This window comes from Planktothrix mougeotii LEGE 06226 (genome assembly GCF_015207485.1).
Lineage (GTDB): Bacteria > Cyanobacteriota > Cyanobacteriia > Cyanobacteriales > Microcoleaceae > Planktothrix.
Genome location: NZ_JADEWU010000021.1, coordinates 48,483 through 63,573, shown reverse-complemented (window position 1 = coordinate 63,573; position 15,091 = coordinate 48,483). Strand labels below are relative to the sequence as shown.

The window sequence follows — 15,091 nt, the reverse complement described above, 5'->3', positions numbered from 1 at the left end:
CATGAGTAAGCTTTCACGACGTAAATTCCTTTTCACGGCTGGTGTTACTGCGGCAGGAACTATCTTTGTACATGGTTGTACTTCCGGTACTAATTCTTCAACAACGGCTCCTAATTCTTCCCGGGCTGCAACCGCAGTTCCCGCAGCGAATATTAATCCGGCTGATGCGCCAGAAACACCAACGGCAACATTAGGATTTATTGCTTTAACCGACTCTGCTCCCTTAATTATTGCCTTAGAAAAAGGGTTATTTGCTAAATATGGAATGACGGATGTTAAGGTGGTTAAACAAGCCTCTTGGCCTGTCACCCGTGATAACTTAGAATTAGGGTCTGCTGGTGGGGGAATTGATGGGGCGCATATTTTATCTCCTATGCCCTATTTAATGACATTAGGAACGATTACTAAACAACCCGTTCCCATGTATATTTTAGCCCGATTAAATACCAATGGTCAGGGAATTTCATTAGGAAAAGAATACCTAGATGCTAAACTAACAGTTAACGATAGTGCTAAATTCAGAGATATTGTTTTAGCTGCCAAAAACTCAGGAAAAGAAATCAAAGGTGCGATGACTTTTCCGGGTGGAACCCACGATTTATGGTTACGCTATTGGATAGCATCAGGGGGTACAGTTCCTGATAGTGATATTGCAATTATTCCAGTTCCGCCACCCCAAATGGTTGCTAATATGAAAGTCGGGAATATGGAAGGCTTCTGTGTGGGTGAACCTTGGAATGCTCAATTAGTCAATCAGAAAGCGGGATATACGGCATTAATTACCGGAGAATTGTGGAAAGATCACCCCGAAAAAGCCTTTAGTATGCGCGCAGACTGGGTAGATAAAAACCCCAAAGCCTCAAAAGCATTAACAATGGCCGTCTTAGAAGCCCAACAATGGTGTGATAAACCCGAAAATGTTGAGGAAATGTGTCAAATTGTCTCTCAGGATAAGTGGTTTAAAGTACCTGCCAAAGATATTATTGGGCGCTCTAAAGGAGATATTGACTATGGCGATGGTCGGGTTGTAACCGCCAGTCCCATTGCGATGAAATTCTGGAGGGATAATGCTTCTTATCCCTATAAAAGCCATGATACTTGGTTCTTAACGGAAGATATTCGTTGGGGATATTTACCGCCCAATTTAGATATTAAAGCCACCGTTGATAAAGTCAACCGCGAAGATTTATGGAAAGAAGCGGCAAAATCTTTAAATGTTCCCGCAGACCAAATTCCAGCAACCCCCTCTCGCGGTGTTGAAACCTTCTTTGATGGTATCCAATTTAACCCCGATGATCCTCAAGCTTATCTCAATAGTTTAGCCATCAAAAAAATCTAATATCCTCTATTAGATCCCCCCTAACCCCCCTTACGAAGGGGGGAACTAGAAACTTAAAGCTAAAGGGAACTGGACGCTCAAAGTCCCCCTTTTTAAGGGAGATTTAGGGGGATCAAATCTAGGGATATATTGCTAAAAATCTGGTTCAAACTCACTCATCTCTAACCCGTATGACCACAAGCATTAAAGCCCGTTCTAACAGTAACAATCCTCTCAATTTTGTCTTTGATTGGTTTAACAAAAACCGCAATAAAATCATTCGTCCGTTAATTGCTGTCGCTATTTTTCTGGCAATTTGGCAACTGTTATGTTCAGGGGAAAATCCAAACTTACCTTCCCCAATTACCACCGTTAAGGAATCTTGGGAATTAATTATTAATCCCTTTTTCGATAATGGAGGCACAGATAAAGGGTTAGCTTGGCAAGTTCTAGCCAGTTTACAACGGGTTGCCATTGGATTTACCTTATCCGCCATTGTGGGAATTGCATTAGGGATTTTAATCGGAACAAATGCCTTTATGTATGATGCCTTAGATCCCTTATTTCAAATCCTAAGAACCATTCCCCCCCTGGCTTGGTTGCCCATTGCCTTAGCTGCTTTACAACAATCGAATCCTGCTGCTATTTTCGTGATTTTTATTACAGCAATTTGGCCGATTATTATTAACACCACCGTCGGCGTTCAACAAATCCCCCAAGACTATAAAAACGTAGCCAGAGTTTTACGTTTACCCAGACAAAAATACTTCTTCAAAGTGTTATTTCCTTCCGCCGTTCCTTATATCTTTACCGGGTTAAGAATTGGGATTGGTTTATCTTGGTTAGCCATTATTGCAGCAGAAATGTTAGTGGGTGGAGTTGGTATTGGGTTCTTTATTTGGGATGCTTATAATAGCTCTCGAATGAGTGCGATTATCGTTGCTTTAATCTATGTTGGTGTTGTCGGTTTAATCCTCGACCGTACCATTGGTTTTATTGCCTCAAAAGTGGTTCCTGCAGATCAAAAATAAACTTTGATTTCCATCAATTGTTCACCCTTCTCACCTGAAATTATGTCTGTATTCGTCGAAGTTGATCACGTTCATCGCATTTTTAATCTCCCCAATGGAGAACAATATATTGCGCTGAAAAATATTGAACTCAAAATTAAAAAAGGTGAATTTATTTCCTTAATCGGACATTCGGGCTGTGGGAAATCAACCTTATTAAATATTATTGCTGGTTTAGATCAAGCCAGTCAAGGCGGAATTATTGTCGAAGGTCGAGAAGTCCGTGAACCTGGGCCAGATCGCATGGTGGTGTTTCAAAATTATTCCCTATTACCTTGGTTAACAGTCCGAGAAAATATTGCCTTAGCCGTTGATGAAGTCTATCGCAAACTGTCTAAAACTGAACGAAAAGAGATTATTGAACAACACATTAAATTAGTCGGTTTGAGACAAGCTGCGGATAAATTACCGGGCGAAATTTCGGGGGGAATGAAACAACGAGTGGCTATCGCCCGCGCCCTGGCTATTCGTCCCCAATTATTACTTTTAGATGAACCCTTTGGGGCGTTAGATGCGTTAACGAGAGGGGGGTTACAAGAGCAGTTAATGAAAATCTGCGAAGCGAACCAAGTCAGTGCCGTAATGGTGACTCACGATGTCGATGAAGCCTTACTTTTATCGGATCGAATTGTGATGTTAACCAACGGCCCAGAAGCCCATATTGGGCAAATTTTAGAGGTGAATATTCCCCGTCCTCGTCAACGGATGGATGTGGTAAATCATCCTAACTATTATGCCTTGCGGAATGAAATTGTTTATTTCCTGAATCAACAGAAAAAAGCCAAAAAATCAACACTCAAAAAAGCTCCTACTGTTATTGCCAAAAATGGCTTAGAAAAAGTCAATTTAGATATCGGTTTTATCCCCTTAACAGACTGCGCTCCTTTGATTATTGCCAAAGAAAAAGGCATTTTTGAGGAATATGGCTTAACGGACGTTAACTTAAGTCGAGAAACCAGTTGGAAACTGTTAGGACAGGGGGTAGTAGAAGGGCGTTTAGATGCAGCCCAAATGGTGGCAGGAATGCCCTTAGCCATGACGTTAGGTTTCGGTAAAAATCCCCCGATTCCGATGGTAACAGCCTTAACTTTATCGCGTAATGGAAATGCCATTACCCTGAATAAAAAATTGTATGAAAATGGGGTTAAAACCTTAGAAGACTTTAAAAATTATATCGAAAAAAACCTTGACAAAGTACATACATTAGGCATGGTTCATCCGAGTTCCATGCACAATTTAATGTTACGTTATTGGTTAGCCGCAGGAGGAATTAACCCGGATCAAGATGTTAATTTAACGGTAATTCCACCCCCTCAAATGCAAGCCAATTTAAAAGCGGGGAATATTGATGGTTATTGTGTTGGGGGGCCTTGGAATGCGCGCTCTGTTCATGAAGGGTTAGGATATATTATTGCTAATAGTTTTGATATCTTCCCCAATGGACATACAGAGAAAGTTTTAGGGGTGACAGAAGACTGGGCAAATCGTTATCCTAAAACCCATATTGCTTTGGTAAAATCCTTAATTGAAGCTGGCGATTATTGCGATGATCGCCGAAATCGAGAAGAAATTTTAGGGATTTTATGCCGGGATGAATATGTTGGATCTGCACCGGAATATACGCGATTAGGATTTATTGATCCCGTTGAAAAAGGGGATGGTCAACTGCCTAAATTATTAGTGAATTACAATCAGTTTTTTGTGGATAAAACCAACTGCCCCGATGCCACAGAATTCCTTTGGATCATGGCAGAAATGGCACGTTGGGGGATCACACCTTTTCCTAAAAACTGGGTTTCTATGATAGAACGAGTGTTAAGAATTGATGTTTATGGTCAAGCTGCTAGAGAATTAGGATTATCGGATATGGGACGCGATCGCCAAAGTATAAAACTGTTTGATGGCACAATATTTAATCCCCATGATCCGATTAAATATCTCAAAAATCTGAAGATTAAACAGGAAATTCGGATTGAAGAAATCATCCTTGATTCAATTGCTGCTTAACTGTCAACTGTCAACCGTTAACCCTAAAAAATTATGCAAATTTTAGATAATATTTCTTCTAAACCCGTATCTTCCTCAAAATCCGATGACTTTTTGGTGATTGATCAAGTGTCTAAAGTTTATGACACCCCAAAAGGGAAATATATTGTGCTTGAAGATATCAATCTTCGGGTCAAAGAAGGCGAATTTATTTGCATTATCGGTCACTCCGGTTGCGGAAAATCCACGCTATTAAATATGGTGGCTGGGTTTAATCAACCGACAACCGGGGTAATATCTGTTCAAGGACAACTGATCACCGAACCTGGGCCAGAACGGATGGTGGTGTTTCAAAATTATTCCCTGTTACCTTGGTTGACCGCCAAAGAAAATATTCACTTAGGGGTTGAGTCAGTATATCCTGACAAATCAACCACCGAACAACTGGAAATTGTCAAAGAAAATTTAGAGTTAGTCGGGTTATCGGAAGCGGCCAATAAAAAACCCTCTCAACTCTCAGGAGGTATGAAACAACGGGTTTCCATCGCCCGCGCCTTAGCGACTCGTCCCCAAATGCTGATTTTAGACGAACCTTTCGGGGCGTTAGACCCCATTACCCGCGAAGAATTACAGGAAGAACTTCTGAGTATTTGGCAAGATCATCGGATTACGGTTTTAATGATTACCCATGATATTGATGAAGCCTTATTTTTAGCCGACCGTTTGGTGATGATGACCAATGGCCCCGCCGCCCAAATTGGAGAGATCCTAGAGATTCCCTTCTCTCGTCCCCGCAACCGGGCTAAAATTATGGAAGATCCACGATATTATGAACTGCGGAACTATGCCCTAGATTTCCTCTTCCGACGCTTTGCCCATCATGAGGAAGATGAAGAGACCACCGAAGAGATCACAATAGAAGATAAAACCCCTGACACGGGATTAGCACAAAGCACTACAATAGCACCCAGTTCTAGTCATATAGCAACAGAGGTGCTGAATATGCAACCCAATAGACCTAACCCAGATGAAAATCCCTATGCTACAACGCCTGAACCTGAGTTAACTCATGCAGTCGATCCCGTGGCTCCACCCGAAGAAATGTCACCTGCGACGAAAACAGGGATATTATTTGCACTCTGGGGAGTTATTATTGCAACCTTAGTGGGCTCATTAGTCTTTAATTCCACCCCTACCACCGCCAATAAAGAGGCAGAAACCCCAGAATCATCTGCTACGACGATGGAAACAGAAACCACTACCGTTACTGAAACGGTGACTCCCATCACAACAGCCTCTCCCACCCTATCCCCCACTCCGACTGCTACCTTATCGCCCACAGTTCCCTCGGTCAGTCCTTCTCCCTCCTTGGAGTCAACCGCAACTCCTTCACCGAACGCAGTAGCAACGACATCACCCAGCCCCAATAGCCTTGGATCGACAACAAGCCCTTCCTCTCCCGGTTCCACAACGGCTATCGCCCCGACAACAACCCTATCTCCATCCCCAACAACAATTTCACCTTCTCCCGTTGCGACTGCATCCCCAACCCCTGAGAGTTTAGCGGCGGCGACAACTTCCCCCTCTGGAACAGCAACCGAACCTACCACAACGGCCTCACCCTCGGTTTCTCCTTCTCCGGTGGCTACCACCTCGCCAACTGAATCAGCAACATCCACCAGTAGCACAACAGCAACCCCTAGTGCTGAGGATCTTGAACAGTTAAATCAAGAGGTTTTTGCCACCATTAATGAAGCTTGGACAAGCACTCCAGTAACAGCCGTCTCTGTTTATATCGTTAAAGTGAGTCAAGCCGGGGATATTTTAAGTTATGAAGCTAAATCTCCTGATGCGACTCAAAATGTTAATAATACCCCTCTGCCAAAGTTAGTCAAGTCGGATGTTACCCAAACTCCCTATACTCAATTTGAGGCAACTTTTACCCCCGCAGGAACTTTAGAACTCAAATCGGCTCAATAGAGCCTCAATGATGAGGAATTGGGATCATAATCAGTTCCCAATTTCTCTCTTTTCTTCTGGATTTTCATGGGTAATAAACGCTGTTAATTCAACATCAATCAGCAAATATTTCAGCTATAAAAGTTTGTTTAAATTTTCACTTCATTTTTTGAATTTAGAATTTTTTCTGATAACATTATGAACACAATTAAAACACTTTGCCCCTTTTGTGGTGTGGGTTGTGGTTTAGAAATTGTTTCTACACCAACGGCTGATCAACAGATTAAACGGGATCAACACGGAAACCCGATTTGGAAAGTTCGAGGCGATCGCCAACATCCCTCTAGTCAAGGTATGGTGTGTGTTAAAGGAGCTACGGTAACAGAATCCATTCGCCGTGATCGCCTTTTACACCCAATGATCCGAGAAACCTTAGATCAACCCTTCCGACAAGTGAGTTGGGATGAAGCCTTAAATTTAATCGTAGAACGGATACAAACGGTTCGCCGTGATTATGGTTCCGATGCTTTATGTATGTATGGTTCCGGTCAGTTTGTTACAGAAGATTATTATGTAGCGCAAAAACTGATGAAAGGGTGTTTAAGAACCAATAATTTTGATGCCAATTCTCGGTTATGTATGTCATCGGCTGTCTCTGGTTACGTTCAAAGCTTAGGTTCCGATGGCCCCCCTTGTTGTTATGATGATTTAGAATTAACCGATTGTGCGTTTATTGTCGGAAGTAATACCGCCGAATGTCATCCGATTGTTTTTAATCGTTTCGCCAAATATCATAAAAAAAATCCTGACGTTAAATTAATTGTTGTTGACCCTCGATATACCCCAACCGCAGAAGCAGCCAATCTACATTTACCCATTCGCCCCGGAACGGATATTGATTTATTTAATGGTATTGGTTATTTATTATTGAGATGGGGAGATATTGATGCAGTTTTTATTGATGAATGCACTCGCAACTTTCAACAATATGCTCAACTTTTACAATCCTATACCCCTGAAATTGTAGCCGAACGGTGTGGAATTGCCATTGAAGATTTAGAAACCGCCGCCCGTTATTGGCAACAGTCTAAACGGATTTTATCGTTATGGTCAATGGGGTTAAATCAATCTTCCGAAGGAACTGCAAAAGTGCGATCGCTCATTAACCTACACTTAATGACAGGTCAAATTGGTAAAGCAGGTTGTGGCCCCTTTTCCCTCACCGGACAACCCAACGCTATGGGAGGACGGGAAGCCGGAGGTTTAGCCCATCTATTACCCGGTTATCGATTTGTCAACAACCCTCAACACCGAACTGAAGTTGAACGGTTTTGGGGAATTCCTGAAGGTCGCATTTCTCCCACCCCCGGACGCACCGTTTGGGATATGATTATCGGTTTAGAACAAGATCAAGTGCAGTTTCTCTGGATCGCCGCCACAAACCCTGCTGTTAGTCTACCCGATCTCGAACGTACCAAAGCCGCCCTGTTAAAATCTCCTTTTACCGTTTATCAAGAAGCCTACTATCCCACCGAAACCTCCGCTTACGCCCATGTTCTCCTCCCCGCTACCCAATGGAGTGAAAAAACCGGGGTGATGACCAACTCAGAACGCCGTGTTACCTATTGTCCGGGGTTTGATACCCCGTTAGGAGAAGCCCGACATGACTGGGAAATCTTTGCTGAAGTCGGGCGACGCTTAGGGTTTAAAGAACAATTTGCCTTTCAAACCTCGGCGGATGTCTATGCTGAATTTGTGCAACTTACCAAGGGTCGTCCCTGTGATATGTCGGGGTTAAGCCATGACCGTTTGCAACATCAGGGGCCGACCCAATGGCCTTGTCCAGAAGGAAGTACGGAGTCCGGTCGTCAACGCTTATACACCGATGGTTATTTTGCCACCCCCGACGGTCGGGCAGTTTTTGCGGGCTATCATTCCAAAGGGTTAGCCGAACCCAGTGATCCAAATTATCCCTATGTATTAACAACAGGTCGTTTGTATGGTCATTGGCACACCCTTACCCGCACCGGAAGAACCAACAAAACCCAACAAATGCACCCCGACCCCTTTATTGAAATTCATCCCAAAGATGCAGGGAATTTAGGGATTGAAAATGGTGATATTGTTGAAGTGCGTTCTCGACGGGGAAGTTGTCAATTTCCGGCTAAAATTACCGCTTTTATCGCCCCTGGAACTGTATTTGTCCCGATGCACTGGGGGACATTATGGGCATCGGACGCAGAAGTTAACACGTTAACCCACCCTCATGCGTGCCCCGACTCTCGCCAACCGGAATTAAAAGCCTGTGCTGTCCAACTTAAATCAGTTATCAGTTATCAGTTATCAGTTATCAGTCAAGAAGTGGATGGTTGATTAACTGTTAACGCTTTTACTAATAACTGAACACCGATAGAAAACGGGTTTCTTGGGTTCTCGCTGGTGAGGGAACCTTTTGCGATGTCCAGCGACTATTAAAGTAAGTCAGGAGTTAGGAAAATTGCTGACTTGCCTTTTCCCCAGATAGCCTCGGAATTGTGATCACAACTGTTACAATCATCTCTCAGGATGATGTAAACTACCCCATAAAGTTTTAGTTTAAAATCAGGAAAAGAATCCACCATTTTCTTAAGTTGAGTAGACCTATGAAACCGACATTAACCTTAGCGACATTGGTATTAGCAGCCAGTTCTATGCTTCCAGCGTATGCTGTGATGCCTAATAACCCCATTAACACAACTTCTTCAAGACAATCCTCTCAAGATTTAATTCTAGCTCAAAATAATTTTGATCAATATCGTCAACAGCGTCATGCACAGTTAGAACAGCAAATGCGGGAAGAGGTAAAAAAACCTCAATATAACAATTTAACTTCAGCCCAAAAAGCTCAAATGATTCGGGATGCTCATAATAGCCTTGATCAAAGTTTAGATCGGGAATATGACACCTGGAAACAACGGCAATCTAATAATGGTCGTAATAATAACAATGGTCGTTATAATAATGGTCGTTATAATAACAATAATCGCAACGATCGCTATAACCAACAATCATTTGATCAATATCGTCAACGCCGTCATGCGGAGTTAGAACAGCAAATGCGACAAGAGGTGAAAAAACCTCAATATAACAATTTAACCTCAGCCCAAAAAGCCCAAATGATTCGAGATTCTCATACTCAGTTAGATCAACGTTTAGATCAAGAATATGAAGCCTGGAAACGGGGTGATACCAACGGAAATTATAACGGTGGGTATAATTCAGGAAACTATAATGGAAGCGATCGCTATGATCGTTATGATCGCAATAATCAAACCTATCCCCAACCCTATCCCAATAATGGTCGTTACAATCGTTAATTGTAGGGTGCGTAAGCAACGCGCACGCACCATCTAAGGTGAGTTGATGATTAATCAACTAGAAAAAACAGCCTTGAATTAAAATCCAAGCTCAAAGCTCAACCCTATTAAAATAGGTTAAAAAATTAATAAAGCTAAAACTTTAGTTGGTTAAAACTGACTAAAGTTTTTAGTATTCAGGAGTAAAAATTAAGTTAATTTATTAATTTTTGAAAGTAAAAAGGAGGAAATTGTTCAATGGATAGTTTAGTTGAATATCGAGAAATTATATCAAATCCCATTATAGATGCTACAGATGATTCCCCCTAACCCTCCTGTAGAGACGTTGCATGCAACGTCTCTACAGGAGGGGGATTTGTAGCAAACATTTAGGGATTTCATATTATTCAAGAAAAACTTAAAGAATATACAGAAATCCCCTATGATGACGAGGATTTACGATGAATAAAGCTCGAATAAAATCGAAGAATGCTAATCTACTGGAAGTGTTTTTTTTCTCGTAAATAACGACTCATTAACAGTAAACCCAGTAGGGTAATACCCATTGCCGTAGAAGGTTCAGGAACATCAACAGGTGGTTCTGGTTTAGCTGCTATACTTCCAATAATTGTACTCATGTCATTGTCACATTCTTCCGCTAAGAATGCTAAAAATTCACCGTAGGGCAATAATTCACGAGATAGTTTAAATCCAAAAGTTTGACTGCCAACTCCTCCGAAGTGACCAAAATCTAAGCCTAAACTTCCTAAGTCTGAAACCATTTCTATATCGCCAATCTTTGTTCCAGAATTGATTGCATTTTGAACATGATGATCTTGAGAAAAATAGGGATCATAACTACTGAGATCACCCATAGAAGGATTACCTCCCTTACTGGTGACATAATTGTTATAACCTCTCAAACTGCGATCTTGTAACAACAAACCATTTTCGTAAGCAACAGTTTTCGCTGTTACATTGCTATATAAACCCATAGCAGAAGGGTTATTGGGAGAAAATTTAATCCCGTATAATAGACCATTATTACTAGCAGTATCGTGATTTTGACCTGAAAAATTTAGCAGTAAATCACCCCAAGCAACATGACCATCTTGCGCCCAATGACTATTCATTCCCTGAAGCGCAAAATTACTATTGACAGCAAAAATTACATCGGTATCAGTAACGGTATATCCCATCCCATAGATTTCTGAATGTCCGCCACCGACTCCATAATCATCAATGGCATCATTGGAACTATCCATAGAATAATTCCAATTATTATAAAAAACTGCTGCTTGGGATGGTTGACTGGCAATTGTTAAGCTGAATAGGCTGGCTATTAACACACTTAAACTGATTGTTTTGAGGTTTAAAGGATACATCAAGACAGTCTCCATGTAATAGAAATTTAGGCTTTACTGATTCAAGAGGAGAGCTATTGTTATTGATAGTCAATACCCCTTAAAACTTTGATTAAATCTATATTCGATTAAGTTTATTAAAAGGTAAATACATAAAGTTCATGCTTTTTTTGAGGAATCGAAAAACTTCTCAATTCATAAAGTTCATAAAGTTCATATTCATGCTATAATTTTAGATACTCAGGGAAAATTAGCCAGACTATGGATTTTCCAAATATTAAGGAATTCTGATTTGTTTATGGGAGCAACTTACAAAAATTTGAAAGATAAAGATAATGATTAAGATGAACCCTAAACCCCAAGTAGAGACGCGCCATGGCGCGTCTCTACTTTTAAGGATTTTATATAAGGATTTATTTGCAGCCTACAAAGCAAGTTTAGGCTTGATTTGGCTTAATATTTGTTTAAGTCCCAATAACCCCATTTACAATAATCCTTCAAGTCGTTTCCGAATATCATCCAGTTCAGGAGAGGCAAATTCGGGTTCTTCCTCTTCCTCTTGTAACGGGGCGGCTTCAATTTGCCAGTCGGTTTTATCCACATTCTGTTCCGGGGGAATGGCTAACTCTCCAGATGCAATTAGTTCCCAGTCATAATCAACGCTTTGGCAAAAGTCCTTAATTTCCTCGGCATCAAGAGCTTCAACCAATGGCGTCGGGAAATCCTGAGCCTCCAGCAGCAAGCCATAGCGGGTGGCATCATCCTCATCTTCAAACATTAACACTTTATTGCGATCGCCCATCTGAATCGTATGAATCCCCTCATTTTCTGTTCCCGCATTGAACAGCAGCACGTAAACTCGCATAGCTTTTCATGAAGTTGTAATAACTATAGCTTTACTATCTTACAGCCAAACCGTCAAAATTTTTCCAGGGTCTGCCTGATTGTTTTGGGTAACAGTCTTCTGTAAGATGACATTGAGAGAAAAACTTTTATTTTTTATAACAGTCAATGCAGCTTGTTGATTTATCTTGTCAATCTTTAGCCTTGCAACGGTTTATTCAAGATCAAACCTTATTTCCCGCTACATTTAATTCCGCTATTTGTGATCAGGATGAGATGTATTTATTTGCTTTAGCTAATCACAGTACACCAGATCGCGCCTGTATTCGTTATTATTTTAATGGTCGTCGAATATTAGATACAGTCCGTCAGGTTTTAAACTGGAATTTTGAAGATTTGAATCAAATTTCATCCTTTTTAGATTTTGCCAGTGGTTATGGACGTTTCACTCGATTTTTAGTTCAGGATATTCCTCCTCAAAAGATCTGGATTTCAGATATTTATGCTCAAGCGGTAAAATTCCAAACCGAACAATTTGGGGTTCAAGGAATTGTTTCAACAACCTATCCCCAGGATTATCCAATTCAACAATCCTTTGATTGTATTTTAGCTTGTTCTTTCTTTAGTCATCTTCCTGAAGCTACGTTTTTCTCGTGGTTACAAAAACTCTATTCTTTGCTGTCTCCCCAAGGAATGTTAATGTTTAGTGTTCATGATCGGGATTTATTACCTTCTCATTTAGCCATTTCATCCTCGGATATTTTATTTATTCCTAATAGTGAAAGTCGCAGCTTAGATGTTAATGAATATGGCACAACCTATGTCGGTGAAACCTTTGTGGCTAATTGCTTAAATACCATTAGTAAAGGAGAAGCAATTTATTCTCGAATTCCTCACGGAATTTGTCGCTATCAAGATTTATATTTAGTTACCCGCCATCCTCAAAAACCCTTATCTTCCCTAAAATTTAGTCACAACCCCCAAGGAAAAATAGAACAGTGTGAATTAACCTCAGAGGGAAGCCTTTTATTAAAAGGATGGGTATCAGAAATTAATCTTCATAGCCAATTAAAAGAAATTTTAGTTTTTCTCAATGGGACGTTAATACAAAATTGTTTATTATCTATTCAACCCTCAGCAACTGAATCTCAATGGTCTTGGTCTTGTCAAGTTCCTCTGGGTAAAAATTCTCAACAATCTATTATTTTAATTAAAGCTATCAATTCCCAAGGATTAGAATGGGTTTTTGAAACCACAACGGTAGAAAATTTAATTCAAATCTATAGTAATCCTATTTGAGTAAAGGGAATTACGAATTACGAATTACGAATTACGAATTACGAATTACGAATTACGAATTACGAATTACGAATTACGAATTACGAATTACGAATTACGAATTGGGAATTGGGAACGCCAGATAATACTTCTGGTTGTTTCATGTCAGTTGTAAATGATTATAACCTAATTAGGATTGCTCTATATAGGATTTTTTCGTAAATTTGTTTGAATAGCGTGTGAATTTATAATTTTAGCACAAAAAATTATTGTTATAGTTTGAATTTATCAGAATTTTAACATATCTATTAAAATCTTACCAAAATTTGACCTATATTTTACGAATTATCTCTAAAAGATTGTTAAAAATCATCCTGATTCTGTAAGCTAACAAGAGTCTACTATTCCAGAGGCAGAGGCTAGAAAACAAGATGAGATTTCAGGGATGTGTTTGTACTTCCTGAAATCGGGTTAATCGATATTAAAATGTTGTCTTCCTCTGTAACCCTTTTGTTGTTTACCCTGAAGTACAATGCTAAGTTTTGAACCCGTATCTAACCCAGTTGCTAGAGAAACAATAACCTCTAACCCAATTGTGACTGTATTTGATAGTGAAGTCGATACTCTCATTGGAGGTGATGGTGCAGATTCGTTCTTTTTGCGTCGAAATGGAGATCAAATTTCCCCCTTAAGCCCTGCTACATCACTCATTGGTACAAACGAAGATGATACTTTAGTTGGAACAATTAATCGTGATGTGATTACAGGTCGAGATGGAAATGATATGATTTCCAGTTTCCTAGGAGATGATTTTATTGAAGGACAAAATGGAGATGATATTCTATTTTCAGGTCAAGGGAATGATTTAGTCATCGGAAATTCAGGAATTGATACCCTATTTGGTGATGTCGGAGTTGATACGGTTTATGGGGGGCCAGACCCAGATCTTGTGTTTGGGAATAATGATCAGGATACCCTGTTCGGGGATGGTGGAGATGATAGTCTTTATGGAGGTCAAGGAAATGATAGTTTGATTGGGGGGACAGGAAACGATTTACTATTAGGAGATCGCGGTAATGATACGCTTTTAGGGATTTCTAGTGATAGTTTAGGATATACTTTAATTACTGATTTTAATGGAGATGAAGATAAATTACTTTTAGGGGGTGTTCCCGAGTTGTATTCAATTGATAGTTCTCCTCGAAATGTACCGGAAGGGGTTGCTATTTTCAAACAGAATATAGATGGTTCAAAACAATTATTAGCCATTGTTCAAGGAGATATTGCATCGACGTTTGATAGTAATCAATATGTCTTTATTTAATCCTTCCCTGAACTTAAAGCCACCCCCTCAATTCAAGAGTAGGGGGGGTGGGTTCAAATTTTTGGCTGAAAAACATCTAAAAATTGACTGTTATAGGGTTCTAGGGACTTAAAGATTGATGTAAACAAATGTGAACTATTTTAAAGCTATTCCTCGATTTTTGAGTTAATTTTTAAAGATTTTATAAAATTTTCGGGTAATCCGATTCATTTCTCCTTTAATTAATGATACGGCAACTACAATATTAAGTAATCCCAGATGGAAGAAAGCAGGAGGAAAGCTCACCCAATCTTATAACCATTCTCATCCTTATTATAAATAGGAAATTATACTGTGAAAAAATGATACAATCAAGCCCTAATTTACTGAATAGAAATATAATTTCTTTCGTAAGTTCTATTGATGGTTTATTAGAAAATTGGGGTTATAAACGGATTGGCACTCCTTGGCAACAAGTAGAATATAATCCCCAATTTCATCAACCGGATGTTACCGATATTCAGCCGGGAGAAAGGGTTTATGTTCGTTTTGTGGGATATCGAGATGGCGATAGAATTTGCTGTCCGGCCAAAGTCAGTCGAACTTTGCCGAAGGGATTAAAATAATTCAGTGCT

11 protein-coding genes are annotated in these 15,091 nt (G+C 40.1%); 9 read left to right on the top strand and 2 right to left on the bottom strand.

The features are described 5' to 3' along the window. Nucleotide 1 precedes the first annotated feature (1 nt). The 6 genes from IQ236_RS11625 to IQ236_RS11600 all read left to right on the top strand — a co-directional run bounded on the left by IQ236_RS11625 (nucleotide 2) and on the right by IQ236_RS11600 (nucleotide 9,689). Complete coding sequence (locus IQ236_RS11625; protein WP_193869393.1) at nucleotides 2–1,339, top strand: CmpA/NrtA family ABC transporter substrate-binding protein; 1,338 nt, start codon at nucleotides 2–4, stop codon at nucleotides 1,337–1,339. A 170-nt stretch (nucleotides 1,340–1,509) separates the two neighbouring features. Then, nucleotides 1,510–2,349 carry a nitrate ABC transporter permease gene (ntrB, locus tag IQ236_RS11620; protein ID WP_190519382.1) on the top strand — a complete coding sequence of 280 codons (840 nt, stop codon included), beginning with the start codon at nucleotides 1,510–1,512 and terminating at the stop codon, nucleotides 2,347–2,349. Nucleotides 2,350–2,391: 42 nt separating this feature from the next. Further along, nucleotides 2,392–4,395, top strand: a complete 2,004-nt coding sequence (locus tag IQ236_RS11615) for an ABC transporter ATP-binding/substrate-binding protein (RefSeq protein WP_193869392.1) — start codon at nucleotides 2,392–2,394, stop codon at nucleotides 4,393–4,395. Nucleotides 4,396–4,428: 33 nt separating this feature from the next. Next, complete coding sequence (locus IQ236_RS28320) at nucleotides 4,429–6,354, top strand: nitrate ABC transporter ATP-binding protein (RefSeq protein WP_193869391.1); 1,926 nt, start codon at nucleotides 4,429–4,431, stop codon at nucleotides 6,352–6,354. Between the two features lie 177 nt (nucleotides 6,355–6,531). Then, nucleotides 6,532–8,706 carry a molybdopterin oxidoreductase family protein gene (locus IQ236_RS11605; RefSeq protein WP_193869390.1) on the top strand — a complete coding sequence of 725 codons (2,175 nt, stop codon included), beginning with the start codon at nucleotides 6,532–6,534 and terminating at the stop codon, nucleotides 8,704–8,706. A gap of 269 nt (nucleotides 8,707–8,975) precedes the next feature. Continuing rightward, nucleotides 8,976–9,689 carry a hypothetical protein gene (locus IQ236_RS11600; RefSeq protein WP_193869389.1) on the top strand — a complete coding sequence of 238 codons (714 nt, stop codon included), beginning with the start codon at nucleotides 8,976–8,978 and terminating at the stop codon, nucleotides 9,687–9,689. Nucleotides 9,690–10,165: 476 nt separating this feature from the next. Here IQ236_RS11600 and IQ236_RS11595 read toward each other — a convergent pair whose 3' ends face one another. Continuing rightward, nucleotides 10,166–11,053: an XDD3 family exosortase-dependent surface protein gene (locus IQ236_RS11595; RefSeq protein WP_322744126.1), complete on the bottom strand. Its 888-nt coding sequence runs from the start codon at nucleotides 11,051–11,053 to the stop codon at nucleotides 10,166–10,168. A gap of 463 nt (nucleotides 11,054–11,516) precedes the next feature. Next, nucleotides 11,517–11,897, bottom strand: a complete 381-nt coding sequence (locus tag IQ236_RS11590) for a DUF3110 domain-containing protein (RefSeq protein WP_193869387.1) — start codon at nucleotides 11,895–11,897, stop codon at nucleotides 11,517–11,519. Nucleotides 11,898–12,043: 146 nt separating this feature from the next. On the opposite strand from IQ236_RS11590, the gene IQ236_RS11585 reads away from it, so the two are divergent. From IQ236_RS11585 to IQ236_RS11575, 3 genes are all read left to right on the top strand, one after another. After that, the gene (locus tag IQ236_RS11585) at nucleotides 12,044–13,174 is read left to right on the top strand and encodes a class I SAM-dependent methyltransferase (protein ID WP_193869386.1); all 1,131 of its coding nucleotides are present in this window, start codon (nucleotides 12,044–12,046) and stop codon (nucleotides 13,172–13,174) included. 511 nt (nucleotides 13,175–13,685) lie between these two features. After that, complete coding sequence (locus IQ236_RS11580; protein ID WP_193869385.1) at nucleotides 13,686–14,477, top strand: calcium-binding protein; 792 nt, start codon at nucleotides 13,686–13,688, stop codon at nucleotides 14,475–14,477. 341 nt (nucleotides 14,478–14,818) lie between these two features. Continuing rightward, nucleotides 14,819–15,082 (top strand): MDR/zinc-dependent alcohol dehydrogenase-like family protein, encoded by a 264-nt coding sequence (locus IQ236_RS11575; RefSeq protein WP_190519400.1) that lies wholly within the window; start codon nucleotides 14,819–14,821, stop codon nucleotides 15,080–15,082. Nucleotides 15,083–15,091: the final 9 nt, after the last annotated feature.

Bases quoted from the DNA above. Each gene is read 5' to 3' on its own strand.
- ntrB (WP_190519382.1), top strand. From the start codon at position 1,510: ATGACCACAAGCATTAAAGCCCGTTCTAACAGTAACAATCCTCTCAAT.
- IQ236_RS11625 (WP_193869393.1), top strand. From the start codon at position 2: ATGAGTAAGCTTTCACGACGTAAATTCCTTTTCACGGCTGGTGTTACT.
- IQ236_RS11585 (WP_193869386.1), top strand. From the start codon at position 12,044: ATGCAGCTTGTTGATTTATCTTGTCAATCTTTAGCCTTGCAACGGTTT.
- IQ236_RS11580 (WP_193869385.1), top strand. From the start codon at position 13,686: ATGCTAAGTTTTGAACCCGTATCTAACCCAGTTGCTAGAGAAACAATA.
- IQ236_RS11600 (WP_193869389.1), top strand. From the start codon at position 8,976: ATGAAACCGACATTAACCTTAGCGACATTGGTATTAGCAGCCAGTTCT.
- IQ236_RS11615 (WP_193869392.1), top strand. From the start codon at position 2,392: ATGTCTGTATTCGTCGAAGTTGATCACGTTCATCGCATTTTTAATCTC.
- IQ236_RS11575 (WP_190519400.1), top strand. From the start codon at position 14,819: ATGATACAATCAAGCCCTAATTTACTGAATAGAAATATAATTTCTTTC.
- IQ236_RS11595 (WP_322744126.1), bottom strand. From the start codon at position 11,053: ATGTATCCTTTAAACCTCAAAACAATCAGTTTAAGTGTGTTAATAGCC.
- IQ236_RS11590 (WP_193869387.1), bottom strand. From the start codon at position 11,897: ATGCGAGTTTACGTGCTGCTGTTCAATGCGGGAACAGAAAATGAGGGG.
- IQ236_RS11605 (WP_193869390.1), top strand. From the start codon at position 6,532: ATGAACACAATTAAAACACTTTGCCCCTTTTGTGGTGTGGGTTGTGGT.
- IQ236_RS28320 (WP_193869391.1), top strand. From the start codon at position 4,429: ATGCAAATTTTAGATAATATTTCTTCTAAACCCGTATCTTCCTCAAAA.